The sequence below is a fragment of the Falsiroseomonas bella genome, assembly GCF_003173615.1.
Lineage (GTDB): Bacteria > Pseudomonadota > Alphaproteobacteria > Acetobacterales > Acetobacteraceae > Falsiroseomonas > Falsiroseomonas bella.
Genome location: NZ_QGNA01000004.1, coordinates 286,394 through 302,951 on the forward strand (window position 1 = coordinate 286,394; position 16,558 = coordinate 302,951).

General features: G+C 72.3%; 21 protein-coding genes. 16 read left to right on the plus strand and 5 right to left on the minus strand.

The window, feature by feature from the left end:
• Positions 1–1,176: an MFS transporter gene (locus DFH01_RS18260; RefSeq protein ID WP_158287808.1), complete on the minus strand. Its 1,176-nt coding sequence runs from the start codon at positions 1,174–1,176 to the stop codon at positions 1–3.
• Between the two features lie 241 nt (positions 1,177–1,417).
• On the opposite strand from DFH01_RS18260, the gene DFH01_RS27865 reads away from it, so the two are divergent.
• Positions 1,418–2,287, plus strand: coding sequence for a dienelactone hydrolase family protein (locus tag DFH01_RS27865; protein WP_233256175.1), 870 nt, complete (start codon positions 1,418–1,420; stop codon positions 2,285–2,287).
• Positions 2,288–2,341: 54 nt separating this feature from the next.
• Here DFH01_RS27865 and DFH01_RS18265 read toward each other — a convergent pair whose 3' ends face one another.
• The gene (locus tag DFH01_RS18265; protein ID WP_109871912.1) at positions 2,342–2,917 is read right to left on the minus strand and encodes an HNH endonuclease; all 576 of its coding nucleotides are present in this window, start codon (positions 2,915–2,917) and stop codon (positions 2,342–2,344) included.
• A gap of 174 nt (positions 2,918–3,091) precedes the next feature.
• A complete protein-coding gene (locus DFH01_RS18270) occupies positions 3,092–3,742 on the minus strand; it encodes an alpha/beta hydrolase (RefSeq protein ID WP_109871913.1) in 651 nt (216 codons plus the stop codon).
• 39 nt (positions 3,743–3,781) lie between these two features.
• On the opposite strand from DFH01_RS18270, the gene gluQRS reads away from it, so the two are divergent.
• On the plus strand, positions 3,782–4,636 hold the full coding sequence (gene gluQRS, locus DFH01_RS18275; protein WP_109871914.1) for a tRNA glutamyl-Q(34) synthetase GluQRS: 855 nt from the start codon (positions 3,782–3,784) through the stop codon (positions 4,634–4,636).
• 92 nt (positions 4,637–4,728) lie between these two features.
• Here the strand turns inward: gluQRS and DFH01_RS29025 are convergent, their stop codons facing one another.
• On the minus strand, positions 4,729–5,343 hold the full coding sequence (locus DFH01_RS29025; RefSeq protein ID WP_109871915.1) for a histidine phosphotransferase family protein: 615 nt from the start codon (positions 5,341–5,343) through the stop codon (positions 4,729–4,731).
• 94 nt (positions 5,344–5,437) lie between these two features.
• Between DFH01_RS29025 and DFH01_RS18285 the strand changes: the two genes are divergently transcribed.
• The 8 genes from DFH01_RS18285 to DFH01_RS18320 all read left to right on the plus strand — a co-directional run bounded on the left by DFH01_RS18285 (position 5,438) and on the right by DFH01_RS18320 (position 11,342).
• A complete protein-coding gene (locus DFH01_RS18285) occupies positions 5,438–5,617 on the plus strand; it encodes a DUF3553 domain-containing protein (protein WP_332903282.1) in 180 nt (59 codons plus the stop codon).
• Complete coding sequence (locus tag DFH01_RS18290; RefSeq protein WP_233256176.1) at positions 5,614–6,369, plus strand: sulfite exporter TauE/SafE family protein; 756 nt, start codon at positions 5,614–5,616, stop codon at positions 6,367–6,369. The genes DFH01_RS18285 and DFH01_RS18290 overlap by 4 nt, the downstream gene beginning before the upstream one ends.
• A gap of 60 nt (positions 6,370–6,429) precedes the next feature.
• A complete protein-coding gene (gene moaA / locus DFH01_RS18295; RefSeq protein WP_109871917.1) occupies positions 6,430–7,422 on the plus strand; it encodes a GTP 3',8-cyclase MoaA in 993 nt (330 codons plus the stop codon).
• Entirely contained in the window at positions 7,423–7,815 is a 393-nt protein-coding gene (locus tag DFH01_RS29030) for a hypothetical protein (protein ID WP_109871918.1), read from the plus strand. It abuts the gene before it with no gap.
• 99 nt (positions 7,816–7,914) lie between these two features.
• Positions 7,915–8,292: a hypothetical protein gene (locus tag DFH01_RS18305; protein ID WP_146217089.1), complete on the plus strand. Its 378-nt coding sequence runs from the start codon at positions 7,915–7,917 to the stop codon at positions 8,290–8,292.
• Between the two features lie 84 nt (positions 8,293–8,376).
• Entirely contained in the window at positions 8,377–9,219 is an 843-nt protein-coding gene (locus DFH01_RS18310; RefSeq protein ID WP_109871920.1) for a carbon-nitrogen hydrolase family protein, read from the plus strand.
• A 139-nt stretch (positions 9,220–9,358) separates the two neighbouring features.
• Entirely contained in the window at positions 9,359–10,120 is a 762-nt protein-coding gene (locus DFH01_RS18315) for an NAD kinase (protein ID WP_199231328.1), read from the plus strand.
• Between the two features lie 22 nt (positions 10,121–10,142).
• A complete protein-coding gene (locus DFH01_RS18320; RefSeq protein ID WP_109871921.1) occupies positions 10,143–11,342 on the plus strand; it encodes an MFS transporter in 1,200 nt (399 codons plus the stop codon).
• Here DFH01_RS18320 and DFH01_RS18325 read toward each other — a convergent pair.
• Complete coding sequence (locus tag DFH01_RS18325; RefSeq protein WP_109871922.1) at positions 11,306–11,926, minus strand: SH3 domain-containing protein; 621 nt, start codon at positions 11,924–11,926, stop codon at positions 11,306–11,308. The genes DFH01_RS18320 and DFH01_RS18325 overlap by 37 nt on opposite strands.
• Positions 11,927–12,128: 202 nt before the next feature.
• Between DFH01_RS18325 and hisG the strand changes: the two genes are divergently transcribed.
• The 6 genes from hisG (at position 12,129) to yacG (ending at position 16,509) form a co-directional block, all read left to right on the plus strand.
• Entirely contained in the window at positions 12,129–12,845 is a 717-nt protein-coding gene (gene hisG, locus DFH01_RS18330) for an ATP phosphoribosyltransferase (protein ID WP_109871923.1), read from the plus strand.
• Positions 12,842–14,137 (plus strand): histidinol dehydrogenase, encoded by a 1,296-nt coding sequence (hisD, locus tag DFH01_RS18335; protein WP_109871924.1) that lies wholly within the window; start codon positions 12,842–12,844, stop codon positions 14,135–14,137. The genes hisG and hisD overlap by 4 nt, the downstream gene beginning before the upstream one ends.
• A 123-nt stretch (positions 14,138–14,260) precedes the next feature.
• Complete coding sequence (gene infA / locus DFH01_RS18340; protein WP_026033499.1) at positions 14,261–14,479, plus strand: translation initiation factor IF-1; 219 nt, start codon at positions 14,261–14,263, stop codon at positions 14,477–14,479.
• Between the two features lie 154 nt (positions 14,480–14,633).
• Positions 14,634–15,233, plus strand: coding sequence for a Maf family protein (locus DFH01_RS18345; RefSeq protein WP_199231287.1), 600 nt, complete (start codon positions 14,634–14,636; stop codon positions 15,231–15,233).
• Positions 15,218–16,324: a ribonuclease E/G gene (locus tag DFH01_RS18350; RefSeq protein ID WP_109871926.1), complete on the plus strand. Its 1,107-nt coding sequence runs from the start codon at positions 15,218–15,220 to the stop codon at positions 16,322–16,324. The genes DFH01_RS18345 and DFH01_RS18350 overlap by 16 nt, the downstream gene beginning before the upstream one ends.
• Positions 16,321–16,509 (plus strand): DNA gyrase inhibitor YacG, encoded by a 189-nt coding sequence (gene yacG, locus DFH01_RS18355; protein ID WP_109871927.1) that lies wholly within the window; start codon positions 16,321–16,323, stop codon positions 16,507–16,509. Before DFH01_RS18350 ends, yacG begins: the two co-directional genes overlap by 4 nt.
• Positions 16,510–16,558: the final 49 nt, after the last annotated feature.

The window sequence follows — 16,558 nt, forward strand, 5'->3', positions numbered from 1 at the left end:
TCAGCGGCTGCGCCCCGGCGCGGGCGCGGCCAGGCGGCCGAACAGCCAGAGAAGCGGGATCATGGCGAACACGAGCGCGGCGGTGACGAGCAGCGGCAAGGCGAGGCTGCCCGACCGGTCGCCGAGCCAGCCGGCCAGCGGCGGCAGCCCGCCATGGCCGACATAGAGCCAGACATAGAACAGGCCGAGGCCGACGGCCCGGTTCTCCGGCCGCAGCGCCTGGGCGGGCAGGGACATGATCACCCCGACCGGCAGCCCCATCACGAGTCCCGCCGCGAGCAGGGCCGGCCCCGCCAGCGAATCGGACAGCACCAGCGCCACCAGCAGCGCGGCCCAGCCGCCGGCCCCCACGGCCATCAGCAGCAGGGGGCGCAGGCCGCGCTGCGCCAGCATCCCGCCCGCCTGGACCGAGGCGACCAGAGCCCAGGTCGCGATGCCGACCAGCAGGCCCGCCGCGGCCGGCGACATCCCCCGCTGCGCCAGCAATGTCGGCGCGAAGCCGAACATCACCCCGAAAGCGCCGTTGAAGATGCCCCATTGCGCCCCGGCCATGCTGACCAGCCCGGCCTCCCGCAAGGAGGGCCAGGGCCGCGCACCCGGGGCCGCCACGCCGTCGTTCGGATGCCGCCGATAGGCCAGGCGGAGCAGCAGCCAGGCGAGCAGCGCCGCGCCGGCGGCGGCGCCGAGCCCGGCCGCCCAGCCGGCCACCGCCGCCAGCGGTGCCAGCAGCAGCAGCGCCAGCCCGACCCCGATCGGGAAGGAATTGACGAAGACCGCCATGGCGAGCGTCAGGTCGCGCTCGCCGGCGAACCAGTCGGTGACCATCTTCGCCATCAGCACGTTGAGCAGCACCCCGCCCGTGCCGGACACCAGGCGGCCGATGGCCAGCACCCGCGCATCCGGTGCCAGCGCGGCGAGCGCGCCGCCCGCCACCATCAGCGCCAGACCGATCCCCACCATCCGCGCATCGCCGAAGCGCCGCCCGAGCGCGCCGCCGGGCAGCGCGACGAGCACGCCGGGCAGGAAATACAGGCCGATCAGCGTGCCGAGTTCGCCATAGCCGAGGCCGAGATCGTCCATCAGCCAGGGCGAGACGGAGGCGAGCGACTGGAACTGGAAGCCCATGCTGGTGCGGGCTCCCGCAAGGACCAGCAGGGCATGCCAGCGCGGCTGCATCCGGTTGTCCTCCGCCCAGGCCGCGCCATGAGCCGGCGCCGGGACCGGCGGCGCCCACAGCGAGCCCGCATCGGGTGCCTCGGGATGGGCAGCCTCGCGGCGGCGCCGGGCGCAATCAAGGGAAAATCCAGGAATTCCATTGTATACTGAACAACAGATGGAATGCTCTTCGTAACATCGCCAGCGTTCCGGGTGCGGACCGGTTCCCGCCGACCCGGGGGAGGGCATGGCGATGGGCAGCATGGCGAGCCGCGTCCTTGAGGGGTTGCGGCAGCGGCTTTCCAGCAGCGCGGTGGCGCTGCTCCTATTCCTCGCGGCGGTTCCCGCATCCGCGATGCACGAGCTCGAACATGGCAAGGCGGTCGGCGTCATCCGCCCGGTCTCCCTCAGCGAAACGGCCTGGGGGCTGCTGTCGCTGCCGGCGTCGATGGAGGCCGAGGACCGGGTAGCCGGCATCCTGCTGCTCGGCGACGGCGAGAGCGTGCTCGACGGCCGGAGCGAACTCTATGCGCAGCGCCTGCTTTCCCTCGGCTTCGGGGTGCTGGATGCGGATTTCGACGGGCTCGTCGCCGACGAGGGCACCCCGGCGCATCCCAATGTCGAGCCGGTCGGGCGGCGTCTGGGGCTCACGCTGGCCGCGCTGGATCACGGGGCGGAACTCGACCCCGGCCGGGTCGCGGTGATCGGCATCGGCTTGGGGGCGCGCGCGGTGCTGGAGGGCTGGGCGGAGCACGGGGGAGCGCTGCGTGCGGCCGTGCTGGTGTATCCGGGCTGCGACGCCGGGCTGATCGCCAGGGCGCCGGCGCTGCGCCCGCAGCCCGGCCAGGGGCGCATCCTGCTGGTGCATGGGGATCTGGATGAAGCGGAGGCCGCGCAGTGCGCCGACCTTGTCGCGGCACTTGGCGGGGCCGAACGCGGCGTGGCGCGCTACGTGCTGCGTGGCGCCGATGCCGGCTGGGATATCGATGGCGGAGAGCTCGATGCCCGCTCCTACATCCCGGATCCGGCGAATCCCGCGCGGCGCAGGGCGGCGCAGCCCGACGATGCCCGTGCGGCGATCGCGCTCGACCGCATGCTCATCTTCCTGATGGGTGCGCTGGACCCGCAGTGAGGAGGCGGGCCGATCCAGATCCTCGGGGCTGACGGCCCTCCGGTCGGGCCGCCCTCAGCTCTCCAGTTCGGAATCCCAGTAGAGATAGTCGCGCCAGCTTTCGTGCAGGTAGTTGGGGGGGAAGCTGCGGCCGTTCTCCTGCAGTTCCCAGCTTGTGGGCTGGCGGGGCGGCAGGCGGGGCAGCATGTGGCACTCCCGCGGCAGGCGGTTGCCCTTGCGCAGGTTGCATGGCCCGCAGGCGGTGACGACGTTCTCCCAGGTAGTGCGCCCGCCGCGGCTGCGCGGGACCACATGGTCGAAGGTGAGGTCCTGGGTCGGCTTGGGCTGGCCGCAATACTGGCAGGCGAAGCTGTCGCGCAGGAACACGTTGAAGCGTGTGAAGGCCGGGCGGCGCGCGGCCGGGATGAATTCCTTGAGCGCGATAACGCTCGGCAGCTTCATGCGCAGCGAGGGCGAATGCACCACCGTCTCGTATTCCGAAAGCACCGAGACGCGGTCGAGGAACACCGCCTTCACGGCGTCCTGCCAGCACCAGACCGAGAGCGGGAAATAGGAGAGCGGCCGGAAATCCGCGTTCAGGACGAGCGCGGGGAAGGACCTGTCGCCGACGAAGGCTCCGCCATCGGGCAAGCGTCACTCCTCATGCCGAGGGCGACACCCAAGAGCTAGGGCCCGAAACGACAGGCTGGCCCCAGATACTGTGGCATCGCCGCGTTAGCAAAGCCTTCATGCCAGCCGCCGCGCCGCAGCGCAACACACGCGAGCCGGGTGGTCGGGGCGGCGCCGGAGCATTTCATCGTGTCGTCACGCGGCCGCGCCGAGATGCTGCTGCAGCATCAGGCCGCCGAGCGCGATGCCGGCATCGTCGAGCCCATGCCCGAGCCCGGGTCTGTACGCCGCTTCGACCGGCACGCCTGCCGCGCGCAGCGCCGCTTCTGCGTCGCGGCTACCGGAGACGGGCACCACCTCGTCCGCCTCCCCATGGACCAGCAGCACCGGCGGGCGGGCGGCGAGCCCTTCGGCCCCGAGCAGGCGGCCGGAATAGGCGAGGATCGCCGCCGGCGGCGGGTCACGGCGCAGCCCGGTGAACAGCGCCGTCATCGCGCCCTGGCTGAAGCCCATCAGCGCAACGTCGCCGGCGGACAGGCCGAGTCGTGCTGTCTCGGCATCGAGGAAGGCGTCGAGATGCGCGGCCGCGACCTGCACCCCGGCCAGCATCCGCGCCGGCGTGCGGTCCTGCACGCTGAACCATTGACGGCCATAGGGCGCCAGGTCGCAGGGCTCCGGGGCATGCGGCGCGAGGAACAGCGCATCGGGCACCGCCTTGCCCCAGCCGGGGGCGAGGTCGATCAGGTCGAAGCCGTCGGCGCCGAGGCCGTGCAGCAACACGACCAGCTTGCGCGGCGCGCCGCCTTCGGCCGGGCCCCAGCGCGGGCCGTCGAGCGTTTCGGGCATGGCCTTGTTCCCCGGTGTGCTTCCTCGTAGGGCTCAGACATGGCGGCAATGCTGCGCTGCGTCACCCGTTTCGCGCCGAGCCCGACCGGATTCCTGCATCTGGGCCACGCCCATTCGGCCCTGGCGGGCTGGACGCGCGCGCGGGCGGCGGGCGGGCGATTCCTGCTGCGGCTCGAGGACATCGATCCCGGCCGCTGCCGGCCGGAGTACGCGACAGCGATCCTCGAGGACCTGCGCTGGCTCGGCCTGGACTGGGACGGGCCGGTGCGGGTGCAGTCGGAGCACCTGGAGGAATACCGCCTGGCGCTCGATTCGCTGGCGGCGCGGGGGCTGCTCTATCCCTGCTTCTGCACGCGCGCCGACATCGCGCGCGAGATCGCGGCGAGCGGTGCTGCTCCGCATGGTCCGGACGGGCCGCTCTATCCCGGCACCTGCCGCAACCTGTCGAAGGAAGAACGCGCGCGGCGCATCGCTGCAGGGGAGGCGCATGCGCTGCGGCTCGACATGGCGCGCGCGCTGGCCCTGGCGCCGCGGGACCTGTCCTTCCACGAGGAAGGCGAGGGCCGCATCGCCTGCCGGCCGGAGCGCTTCGGCGATGTCGTGCTGGCGCGCAAGGACGCGCCGGCGAGCTACCATCTCTGCGTCACGCATGACGATGCGCTGCAGGGCGTGACGCTGGTGACGCGCGGCGAGGACCTGCGCCCCGCGACCGACCTGCACCGGCTGCTGCAGGCGCTGATGGGCTGGCCGGAGCCCGCCTATGCGCATCACCGGCTGCTGACGGATGCGAGCGGGCGGCGGCTGGCCAAGCGCGACAAGGCGGCGACGCTGCGGGATCTGCGCGCGGCGGGCGTGTCGCCGGCCGAGGCGCGGGCGATGGCGGGATTCGGGTAGGGCGGTCGCGGTTCAGGGAAGGTCGGCCGCGCCCCCACCCGCCTTCGCTCCGCTCAGGCACCCTCCCCCGCACAGCGGGAGAGGGAGGGATGTCACCCTCGCGGCACCAGCATCAGCAGTCCGGGCCCCGTCGCGCCCATGGCCAGGTCCAGCCGCACCTGACCCGCCGCGGCGAGCGCGGAAAGCAGCGGCAGCGCGATGCCGCGGGGGGTGAGCACCGGCTTCTCGCCGGCCAGAAGCGCGGCCAGCCCCGGCGGCCAGGCGGCGCCTGGGCCGTCGGGGCGCAGGCCGATGCCCTCCGCCGGGTCGCCCGCGACATGCAGGATGCCGCCGCGGGGCATCGCCTCCACGCCCACCAGCATCGCCATCAGCAGGGGCTGTGCCAGGCCGGGCGGGATCGGCGCGGGCGCCAGGCCCGAGAAATCCACCACCGCCTTGCGGCCGAGGGTCAGCCCCTCCGCAAGCTGCGCCAGCGTTGGGACATCGAGGTCCGAGGACGGGCCGCCCACCGCGGCGCGCCAGAAGCGCAGCCGCCGGTCGATGATGCGCACCGCGTCCCGCGCGACCTCCGCCGCCTCGTCCGCCGTGCCCTCCAGCAGTTCCAGCGCCCCCGCGAGCGCGCCGGTCGGGCCGCCGAGGTCGTGGCAGAGCCGTGTGCACACCGCCTGCGCCAGCCCCACCTGTGCCGACGCCCCACCTTCCGCCATTCTGGATCCCCCAGCCTTCTCCGCCCGTCCTGGGCGCGGCGACACTAAGCCACAGGCTGGTCAGCGAGGGGTTAACGATGCTGAACGGCTGGCCGTGAGCAGCGATTTCGTACCGGGCATGCGGGTGCGCCTGCCCGCGCAGCCCGACTGGGGCACCGGCCAGGTGCAGTCCGTCGCAGGCGATCGGGTCACGGTGAATTTCGAGAATGCCGGCAAGGTGACGCTCCGCCTCTCCGCCGCCGCGCTGGAGCCGGTGGAGGACGATCGCGCGTGACCGATTTCTGGGGGGAGCTGGTCGGGCTGCTGTCCGACTGGCGCATCTTCGTGGCGCTGGCGGTCACCGCCATCGCGGGAGTGATGCGCGGCTATTCGGGCTTCGGCACGGCGGTGCTGCTGGCGCCGGCCTATTCGGTGCTCTGGGGGCCGCGGATCGGCGTGCCGGTGATGCTGCTGATGGAGCTGTTCGTCTCGATGCAACTGCTGCCGAAGGCCTTCGGCCAGGCGGATCGCCGGGTGATGCTGCCGATCGGCGGGGCGGCGGTGCTGTTCACGCCGCTCGGCGCCTTCATCCTGCTGACCGCCGACCAGGACCTGCTGCGCCGCTTCATCGGCGGATTCGTGCTGGTCTTCGGCCTGCTGCTGAGCTCCGGCTGGCGCTACCACGGCTCCCGCCCGCTGCCGCTGAACCTGGCGGTGGGCAGCGTCGCGGGGATGCTGAAGGGTGCCACGGGCATCAGCGGCCCGCCGGTCATCCTCTATCTGCTGGCCGGACCGGAGGAGGCCAAGCGGCACCGCGCCAACCTGATCCTGTTCTTCGCGGTGATCTCGGTGATCTCGGTGATCCCGCCGGCGCTGGGCGGGCTGGTCGGCTGGACGGTGCTGGCCAAGGTGGTCCTGCTGCTGCCGGTGCTGCTGCTCTGCGTGCCGGTCGGGGCGCGGCTGTTCCATGTGATCCCGGACCGCTGGTACCGCCGCCTGGCGCTGGCTTTCCTGGTGACGACCGGGCTGATAACGGTTCTCGCCTAGGGGCTTGATTAGGGGGCACCGGCCGGACCAGATACCGTGCGGGGAGTTTCGGCGGCACTCATGATTGATCCCTTCGGTCGGAAGATCAGCTACCTGCGCGTGTCGGTCACAGACCGCTGCGACCTTCGCTGCGTCTATTGCATGGCGGAGGACATGACCTTCCTTCCCAAGAAGGAAGTGTTGACGCTCGAGGAGCTGGACCGGCTCTGCGGTGCCTTCATTGCGCTCGGCACCGAGAAGATCCGGCTGACCGGCGGCGAGCCGCTGGTGCGGAAGAACGTGATCAGCCTGTTCCGCAGCCTCGGCCAGCGCCTCGACGGCGGCGGCCTGAAGGAGCTGACGGTCACCACCAACGGCACCCAGCTCGAGAAGATGGCGGGCGACCTCTATGCGGCGGGCGTGCGGCGGATCAACGTCTCGCTCGACAGCCTCGACCCCGCGACCTTCACCGCGCTCACCCGCTGGGGGAAGATCGAGCCGACGCTGGACGGCATCTTCGCCGCCAAGGCCGCCGGCTTGCAGGTCAAGATCAACGCCGTCGCCATGAAGGGCGTGAACGAGCACGAATTCGACCGCATGCTGGTCTGGTGCGGCGAGCACGGCTTCGACCTCTGCCTGATTGAGACCATGCCGCTGGGCGAGATCAGCCAGGACCGCACGGACCAGTACCTGCCGCTCTCCACCGTGCGGTCCCGCCTGCGGGAGCACTGGACGCTTCAGGAGACCGACTACAAGACCGGCGGGCCGGCGCGGTACTACACGGTGAAGGAGACGGGGCGGCGAATCGGCTTCATCACGCCGATGACCCACAATTTCTGCGAGAGCTGCAACCGCGTGCGCCTGACCTGCACCGGCACGCTCTACATGTGCCTCGGCCAGGACGACGCGGCCGACCTCCGCCGCGTGCTGCGCGATCCGAAGGTTGACGAGGCGGGGCTGCAACAGGCCATCCTGGAGGCCATCGCCCGCAAGCCGAAGGGGCATGACTTCGTGATCGACCGCGACCGCCAGGCGCCCGCCGTGGCACGCCACATGAGCGTGACGGGGGGCTGATTGCTCCAGGACCTCGCCAGCGCCGTCACCCTGCCCGGCCTGCCGGAATGGACGGGGCTCGTCGCGCTGGTCGTCCTGCTGCTGGTCGGGCTGGCCTATCTGCTGATGCCCTTCGCGGTGTTCGGGGTGAAGGGGCGGCTCGATGCGATCGAGGCGCAACTCGACGAGATCCAGACCGAGATCCGCACCCTAGCGCTGCGCCTGCCTGAGCCGAGCCGAGGCCGGCGCCCGCCGGTGGAGGAGGACTGGGCCGAGCCCCCCATGGTGGCGCGCCGCGCGGACCCGGCGCCGCCGCCCCGTAGCGCGCCCCCGGTGCCGCCGCCGGCCGCCTGGCCGGAGCGTGGCGCAGGCCGTTCCGAGCCGCGTGTGGAGTGGCCACGGCCGCCGCGCTGAACCATCCGGCTGAAGAAAAAAGACCTTTCTCTACCCCTTGTTGGCAATTTCGCGACTAGTCTAGCCTCCGTCCGTTTTGGAATCAGGAGGTTGTCCTTGATGCGTCGTCGTCTCTTGCCCGCGGCCGTGCTCGGTGCGGCAGCCCTTGGATTGGCCGCGTGTCAGCAGCAGCCGGCGCAGCAGGTGGTGGTGGTGCCGACCCAGGCCTGCGACACCTCCTTCGCTGTGACGAACCAGTCCTCCGGCACCGTGGCGCAGCTCTTCTTCAGCCATTCCAGCCAGAGCGGCTGGGGGGCGGACCAGCTCGGCCAGTCGGTGCTGCCGCCGGGGCGCTTCGTGAACTATCGTGCTGCGAATACCGGCGCCTACGATTTCCGCGTGGTCTGGACGAATGGCCGTGCGGCGGAGCTGCGCGGGGTGAACATCTGCCGCGCCAGCCGGATCACCGTGACGAACAACGGGCTGATCGCAAGCTGAAGCCTCGGGCCGCCCGGAGCCGGGCGGCCCCCGCCGGCGCGCGCGTGGCTTGCGCGGCGCGCCGTCCCGGCGCTTCATCGGACGATGCGCGTCGCTGTCATCCAGATGAACCAGGGCTCCGACAAGGCCGCGAACATCGCGCAGGCCCGGAGGCTGATCGAGGGCGCCATCGCGGCCGATCGGCCCGACATGGTCTCCCTGCCCGAGACCTGGACCAATCTCGGCGGCGGGCGCGATGCGCGCATGGCCGCGGCCGAGGAACTGCCGGAGCCGGGCGCGACGGGCGGCCCGGCCTATGAGTTCCTGCGCGAGGTCGCGCGCGCCAACGGCATCCATGTGCATGGCGGCAGCATCATCGAGAAGGGCGAGGAGAAGCTTTTCAACACCTCCCTGGTGTTCGACCCGGGCGGGCGCGAGGTCGCGCGCTACCGCAAGATCCACCTGTTCGACATCACCGCGCCCGACGGTACCGGATACCGGGAGAGCGCGCTCTATGGCGCGGGGACCGAGCTGGTCTGCGTGGATGCGGGCGGCGTCACGCTCGGTCTGACTGTCTGCTACGACATGCGCTTCGCCGAGCAGTTCGTCGCGCTGCGGCGGATGGGCGCGGAGGCGATCCTGGTGCCCTCCAACTTCACGCTGCAGACCGGCAAGGACCATTGGGAGGTGCTGCTGCGCGCGCGCGCCATCGAATCGCAATGCTGGATCATCGCCGCGGCGTCCTACGGCAGCTACGAGGAGCGCGGCGCGACGCGGCAGGTCTATGGCCATTCGCTGGTCTGCGACCCCTGGGGCCATGTCGTCGCGAAATGCAGCGACGGCGTGGGCTGGGCGACGGCACGGATCGACCCGGACGTCACCGCCCGCGTCCGCCGCGACATGCCGGTGCTCGAGCATCGCACGGCGAGGCGAGTGGAGGGGTTGTGAGCCGCATCGGCGGGCTTACCCCCATCCCGAACCTCTCCCGCAAGCGGGAGAGGGAGAACCGGCGCGACACACTCCCTCTGCCGCGGAGCGGGGGAGGGTCGGGGTGGGGGTCTTTGCGCTCCGCCGGGGATTGCTGCGCGTGACCGCCATCGCCTTCCTCGCCGCGCCCACCGAGGTCGCGCGGGCGGCGCAGGACAGCCTGGCGGCGCGCTATGGCGCGGCGCCGCTGGACCGGGCGGAGGTGGTGGTGGCACTCGGCGGCGACGGGATGATGCTGGAGACGCAGCACCGCCTGCTCGGCCGCAACCTGCCGGTCTATGGCATGAATTGCGGCAGCGTCGGCTTCCTGATGAACGACTACCGGGAGGACGGGCTCGCCGAACGCCTGGCGCAGGCGCAGGCCGCCATCCTGCATCCCCTGCGCATGCACGCCTTCACCGGCGCGCCGGAGGTGTCGGAGGCGCTGGCGATCAACGAGGTCTCGCTGCTGCGGGAGACGCGCCAGGCGGCGAAGATCCGCGTGATGGTGGACGGGAAGGTGCGGCTGTCGGAGCTGATCTGCGACGGCATTCTCGTCAGCACGCCGGCGGGCAGCACGGCCTACAATCTCTCGGCGCATGGCCCGATCGTGCCACTCGGCGCCAACCTGCTGCCGCTGACGCCGATCAGCGCCTTCCGCCCGCGGCGCTGGCGCGGCGCGCTGCTGCCGGCGGAGGCGGAGGTGGTGTTCGAGGTGCTGGAGCACGAGAAGCGCCCCGTCTCCGCCACCGCCGACTACACCGAGGTGCGCGACGTGCGCCGCGTGGAGGTGCGGGAGGACCGTTCCGTCTCGCTCACCATGCTGTTCGACCCGGACCACGGGCTCAGCGAGCGCATCATCGCCGAACAGTTCACGGTGTGATGCGCGCGGACGCCCGCGACCCATGACGCAGGAGCGGCGGTTGGTGCTGGCCGTCGCGATTCACCAGCTGATCAGCTGGGGCACGCTCTACAGCGCCTTCCCGGCCTTCATCGTGCCGATCGAGGCGGAGCTCGGCTGGTCGCGCGCCAGCATCGCGGGGGCCTTCAGCACCGGGCTGCTCGCATCGGGCATCGCGGCGATCCCGGCGGGGCGATGGGTGGACCGGCATGGCTCGGGCGGGCTGCTGACGGTCGGCGCGGGGCTTGCCGCGCTGCTGCTGGCGGCCTGGTCGGCGGTGGACAGCCTCGTGCTGTTCTACGCGCTCTGGATCGCCATCGGCATCACCCATGCGATGTGCCTGACCGACCCGGCCTATGCGCTGGTCACGGCGAACACGCGCGACCCGCGCCGGGCGATCACGCAGGTCAGCTTCATCACGGGCTTCTGCAACGCGCTGTTCCTGCCGCTCGGCGCGGTTCTGGTGGAGACGATCGGCTGGCGGCCGGCGCTGCTGGTCTTCGCGGCGCTGCAGCTGCTGCCCTCGGTGGTGGCGGCGGTGGCGCTGCGCGGGCTGCGCGGCAGCCTGGCGGGCTCGGCGGAGGGCCGAGGGCTGCTGCGCGCGGCGCTGCGCAGCCGCGTCTTCTGGGCGCTGACCGTCGCTGCCTGCTGCCAGGTCTTCGTCAACAGCGGCGTGATGTTCCACATGCTGCCTTTCCTGGACGAGCGCGGCATGGCGCTGGGCGCGGCGCTGGCGATCATCGCGCTGCACGGGCCGATCCAGGTGGCGTCCCGCGTGGTGCTGGTGGCGCTCGGCCCGCGCGGCATGGACAGCCGCCGCGTCGGGCTGTTCGGCTTCGTGCTGCTGCCGCCCGCCATGGCGATGCTGGCGATCGCGCCGCCCTCCTTCCCGATGATGGTGGTGTTCGCGCTGCTGTTCGGGATCTCCGGCGGGCTGGTGAACATCGTCCGCGCGACGGCGATCGTGGATCTGCTGGGCCGGGCGGGGTACGGGCAGATCAGCGCGGCGATGAGCATGGCGATGGTGCTGCCGCGCGTGGCGGCGCCGCTCTCGCTCGGGCTGCTCTGGGAATTCGCCGGCGGCTACGGGCCGATGCCCTGGCTGCTGACGGGCATGGCGACCGTCGCGGGTCTCGCCTTCCTGGTTGCGGTGCTGGCTGCCCGCGGTCAGCCGCCATTGACCACGGCGAGCGGCACCTCGTAGCGCTCGCCGCCGATGCGGATCAGGAACAGGTCGTTCAGCCGCTCCACCGTGAAGACGCCCTCGCCATCCGAGCGGACCGGCGCCCCCTCGTCGAAATAGATCCAGCGCGTCACGCCGGCGGCGCCGCGCACCCGCAGGCTCGCCGCGCCGGGCGCACTGCGCAGCACGCCGAAGGCGCAGTCGCGCGAGGTCTGGCCGGGGATGGTGGCGCAGGGGATGTTGCCCGTCGCGTCGAAGGCGGGCTCTTCCTCGGTGACCGGCGGCGCGGAGCCAGGCGGGGCAGGCAGCAGGAAGCGGGCGGCGACCCAGCCGGATTGGGCGCCCGAGAGGCGCTCTACCCGGCACCAGCGCTCGGCCCGGACGGTGCGGCAGCCGCGGTTGCGCACCACCTCGCCGGGCGGCAGGCCGGCGATGATCAGGCCCTCGAGCGGCTCCTCCCGCAGGTTGAGGCGGCTGCCGCCGGCGGCGCCGCGCACGGCCCAGAAATCGGGCTCGGCATCGGCGGGCACGGTGAGGCCCGGGGTTTGCGCGGCCGCTGTGCCGAGCCAGAACAGGCAGGCCAGGAACGGCACCAGCAGGCGCATCGCAATCCTTCCGCTTCGGCGGGGACAGGTTAGGAAGGCCGCACCGCAACGGTCCAGACGCCCCGCGAAGGGCTGCCGCGCGCGCGCCGCCGGTTGACCCGCCGGGCCGGCTCTGCGATTCGCGCCCGGACCCGCAAGATATTCACCCGGGCGCCACGCCGCCGTGATCGCGACTGGGCGGCGCGCGGTGCCAGGAACGAGCATGGAAAGCCTGACTGACGCAACATTCCCCGCCGATCCCTCCACCCCGGCCGAGGCCGGCGGCACGCTGATCCTGGCGCTGCCGAAGGGGCGGATCCTGGCGGAGCTCGGCCCGGTGCTGGCGCGCGCCGGCATCCACCCCGCCGCGGACTTCGCCGACGAGGGCAGCCGGCGCCTGCGCTTCGAGACGGATCATCCCGGCCTCGACGTGGTGCGGGTGCGGTCCTTCGACGTGGCGACCTTCGTCGCGCATGGCGCGGCGCAGATCGGCGTGTGCGGCGCGGATGTGCTGATGGAGTTCGACGACGACCAGATCTATGCGCCGCTCGACCTCGGCATCGGGCGGTGCCGGGTCAGCGTGGCGGCCCCGGTGGAGATGGCGGGGCAGGACCTCGGCGCGGCGTCGCGCCTCAGCGTCGCGACGAAGTATCCGGCGATCGCGCGGCGGCATTTCGCGCAGAAGGGCGTGCAGGCGGACATCGTGCACCTGAACGGCGCGATGGAACTGGCGCCCTCGCTGGGCCTGGCGCGGGTGATCGTGGACCTGGTGCAGACCGGCTCGACGCTGAAGGCGAACGGGCTGGTGGAGACGGAGGTGATCGCGAACGTCACCTCCCGCCTGATCGTCAACCGCACCGCGCTGAAGACGCGGCCGGAGGCGATCGCGGGCTGGATCAGCCGCTTCCGGGCGGCGCTGGCGGAGCGCGACGCAAGGTGAAGCGACTGGATACGAGGGACGCCGGCTTCGAGGCGGCGTTCCGCGCCCTGCTGGACGAGGCGCGGGAGACGACGGCGAAGGTGGATGCCGCCGTTGCGGGCATCATCGCGGACGTCCGCGCGCGGGGCGATGCGGCGTTGCTGGAGCTGACGGCGCGCTTCGACCGCTGGACGCCGGCCTCGGCCGCGGCGCTGCGCGTGACGGCGGCGGAGATGGACGTGGCCGTCGCCGCGATCCCCGAGGAAAGGCGCGCCGCGCTTGAATTGGCTGCCAAAAGAATCGAAAAATTCCACCGGGCGCAGATGCCGCGGGACGTGGAGCTCAGCGAGCCCGGCATCGTCACGGGCCTGCGCTGGGGTGCGCTGGATGCGGTCGGGCTCTACGTGCCGGGCGGCAAGGCGGCCTATCCGTCCTCCGTGCTGATGAATGCGCTGCCGGCGCGGGTCGCGGGCGTTTCGCGCATCGCCATGTGCGTGCCGACGCCGGATGGCGTGCTCAACCCGCTGGTGCTGGCCGCGGCGCGGCTGGCCGGCGTGACCGAGGTGTTCCGCGTCGGCGGCGCGCAGGCGGTGGCGGCGCTGGCCTGGGGCACCGACGGCATCGCGCCGGTGGACCGCATCGTCGGCCCCGGCAACGCCTATGTGGCGGAGGCGAAGCGCCAGGTCTTCGGCCGCGTCGGCATCGATTCCATCGCCGGCCCCTCCGAGGTGGTGGTGATCGCGGACGGGTCGAACGACCCGCGCCATGTCGCGCTGGACCTGCTGGCCCAGGCCGAGCATGACGAGGCGGCGCAATCCATCCTGGTCACCGACGATGCCGGCTTCGCCGACGACGTGGCGGCAGCGGTCGAGCGCGCGCTGCGGACCCTGCCGCGCGCGATGATCGCGGGCGCCTCCTGGGCGCGGCACGGGGCGCTGGTTGTGGTGCGCGACTGGGAGGAGGCGGCGGAACTCACCAACCGCCTGGCGCCGGAGCACCTGCAGATCATGGTCGCCGATCCGCGCGCGCTGTTCGGCAGGATCCGGCATGCGGGCGCGGCCTTCCTCGGCCGCTGGTGCCCGGAGGCGATCGGGGATTACGTCGCCGGCCCGAACCATGTGCTGCCCACCGGGCGGACGGCGCGCTTCGCCTCCGGCCTTTCGGTGTTCGACTTCCTGAAGCGGACCACCTGGGTGGAGGCTTCCGAGCAGGGGCTCGGCGCGATCGGCCCGGCGGCGGTGACGCTGGCCGAGGCCGAGGGGCTGGATGCGCATGGCCTGAGCGTGGCCGTGCGACTGGCCCACAATCCTTGACCCGGGGGGCCTTGGCGCTCATCTTCCCGGCCGAATCCGAATATTGCGCCCGTTTCGGACGCTCCTGCCCGGCCCCCCGGCCCAGGCGCGAACCATCAGGACGCGACAGCGAAAAGGAGCCTCATGTCGAAGGAAGACATGATCGAGTTCAGCGGGCAGGTGGTGGAACTTCTGCCCAATGCGATGTTCCGCGTGAAGCTCGACAACGACCACATGGTGCTGGCGCATACCAGCGGGAAGATGCGCAAGAACCGCATCCGCGTGCTCGCGGGCGACCGCGTCAACGTGGAGATGACGCCCTACGACCTGACCAAGGGTCGTATCACGTTCAGGTTTAAGTAGCCGCCGGCTTTTTTTGGCGCCTCAATCGCCGGCGCGCCCTCCGGGCGCTTGGCTTTCGCGCAGGCCACTGTTCAGCCCGGCGAGACGGTTGGTTTGTGCGCGGGCCGCATTCGCGGCCTCGGCCCGCTACGCGGGCCGCCCAGGATCGAGCAACGTGGCAGTCCATTCCCCGCCTGAGCGCCCGCCGCTCGTCCTCGCCTCGGCCAGTCCGCGGCGGCGCGAATTGCTCGCGCGCATCGGCGTGACGCCGGATCGCGTTCTGCCCGTGGACATCGACGAGACGCCGCGCAAGGCGGAACTGCCGCGCCTGCTCGCCGCGCGCCTCGCGCGCGAGAAGGCGGAGGCGGCGCATGCCGCCGCGCCCGATGCGCTGGTGCTGGCGGCCGACACGGTGGTGGGCGTCGGGCGCCGCATCCTCGGTAAGCCGGCCGATGCGACGGAGGCGCGGCGCTTCCTGGACCTGCTCTCCGGCCGGCGGCACCGCGTGATGACGGGCATCTGCCTGATCCGGCCCGACGGCAAGCGATCGGAGCGCCTGGTGACCACCATCCTCGCTTTCCAGCGCCTGACGGAGGCGCAGATCGCGCAGCACCTGGACAGCGACGAGTGGCAGGGTGTTGCGGGCGGCTACCAGATCCAGAAGCGCGCCGAGGCCTGGACGCGCTTCCTCTCCGGCAGCCATTCCAACGTGGTCGGCCTGCCGCTGTTCGAGACGGCGCAATTGCTGCGGGGCGCGGGGTGGTTGCGGCCCTGATCCGCGTCTCGGTGTCGCCCGGCGAGCGGCGCGTCGCGCTGCTGCGCGACGATGTGCTCGACCTGGCCGCGGTGGAGCGGCCCGCTCGCCCCGACGGCGTCGGCGACCTGCACCGTGCGCGCGTGACCGCGATCTCCCGCGCCATGAGCGGCGCCTTCCTGGTGATGGCCGATGGCGCGACAGGCTTCCTGCCGGAAAGCGAGGCGCCCGACCGCAAGGCGGTGACGGAGGGTGCGATCCTGCCCGTGCGCGTGACGCGCGCGCCGCAGGGCGGCAAGGGCCCGCGCCTGACCGCGCGCCTTTCGGCGGAAGACATTGCCGCGGCGGCAGGGCAGGGGTTGGTGCTTGTCCGCCGTGGCCCCGACGCCGTGCTGCGCTTCGCCCGGCTGGCGCGCGATGCCGCCGTGGTGACCGATGATGCGGCGGAGCTCGCGCGGCTGCGGCCGCTGCTCGGGGAGCGCGTTTGCCTGGACCGCGCCGGCGCCTTCGACGATGCGCTCGAGGCCGAGTTCGACGGGCTCGCCGGGCCGGAGGTGCCGCTGCTGGGCGGCGGGCTGCTCACCATCCATCCGACGCCCGCGCTGACCGCGCTGGACGTGGATGCCGGGGGACAGGTCGCCGGCGACGCCGAGGCGGTGATGCGCCTCAACCGGGCCGCGGTGGCCGAGGCCGCGCGGCAGATCCGGCTACGCGAGCTGGCCGGCGCCATCCTGCTCGATGTGGCGGGCCTCGCGGTGAAGCGGCGGGAAGCGCTGGCAGGGCCGCTGGCGGCCGCGCTGGCCGCCGATCCCTTGCGGCCGAAGCTGCTCGGCCTGACGCGGCTCGGACTGTTCGAGATCCAGCGCCAGCGTGTGCATCCGCCGCTGCATGAGGTGCTGGGCTGGCCGCTCTCCCCGCTCACCCATGGCCTCGCCGCGCTGCGCCGCGCCGCGCGGGAGGTCGCTGCCGTGCCGGGGCGAATGCCGGTGCTGCACGCGGCGCCCGCCGTGGTGGCGGCGCTGCAGGCGATGCCGGAAGTGCTGGCCGCCCTGCCGGGGCTGCGGCTGCTGGCCGAGCCCGGCCTGCCGCCGGGGCGGGAGGAGCTGCGATGACCACGCCGCCGCGCAAGCCCCGCAAATGCCCGGTCTGCGGCAAGCCGCTGACGCAGCCGGGCCAGCGCTTCTGCTCGGAGCGCTGCCAGCGCGTGGATCTCGGCCGCTGGCTGACCGGCGGCTACGCAATCCCGGCCGTGGAGGAGGAGCCGGATGACGAGACGGGGACGGGTGGACAGCCCTGAGGGCTTCCGCTATCACCCGCGGCCTCTGCCGGGCGGGCGCGCGATGCGT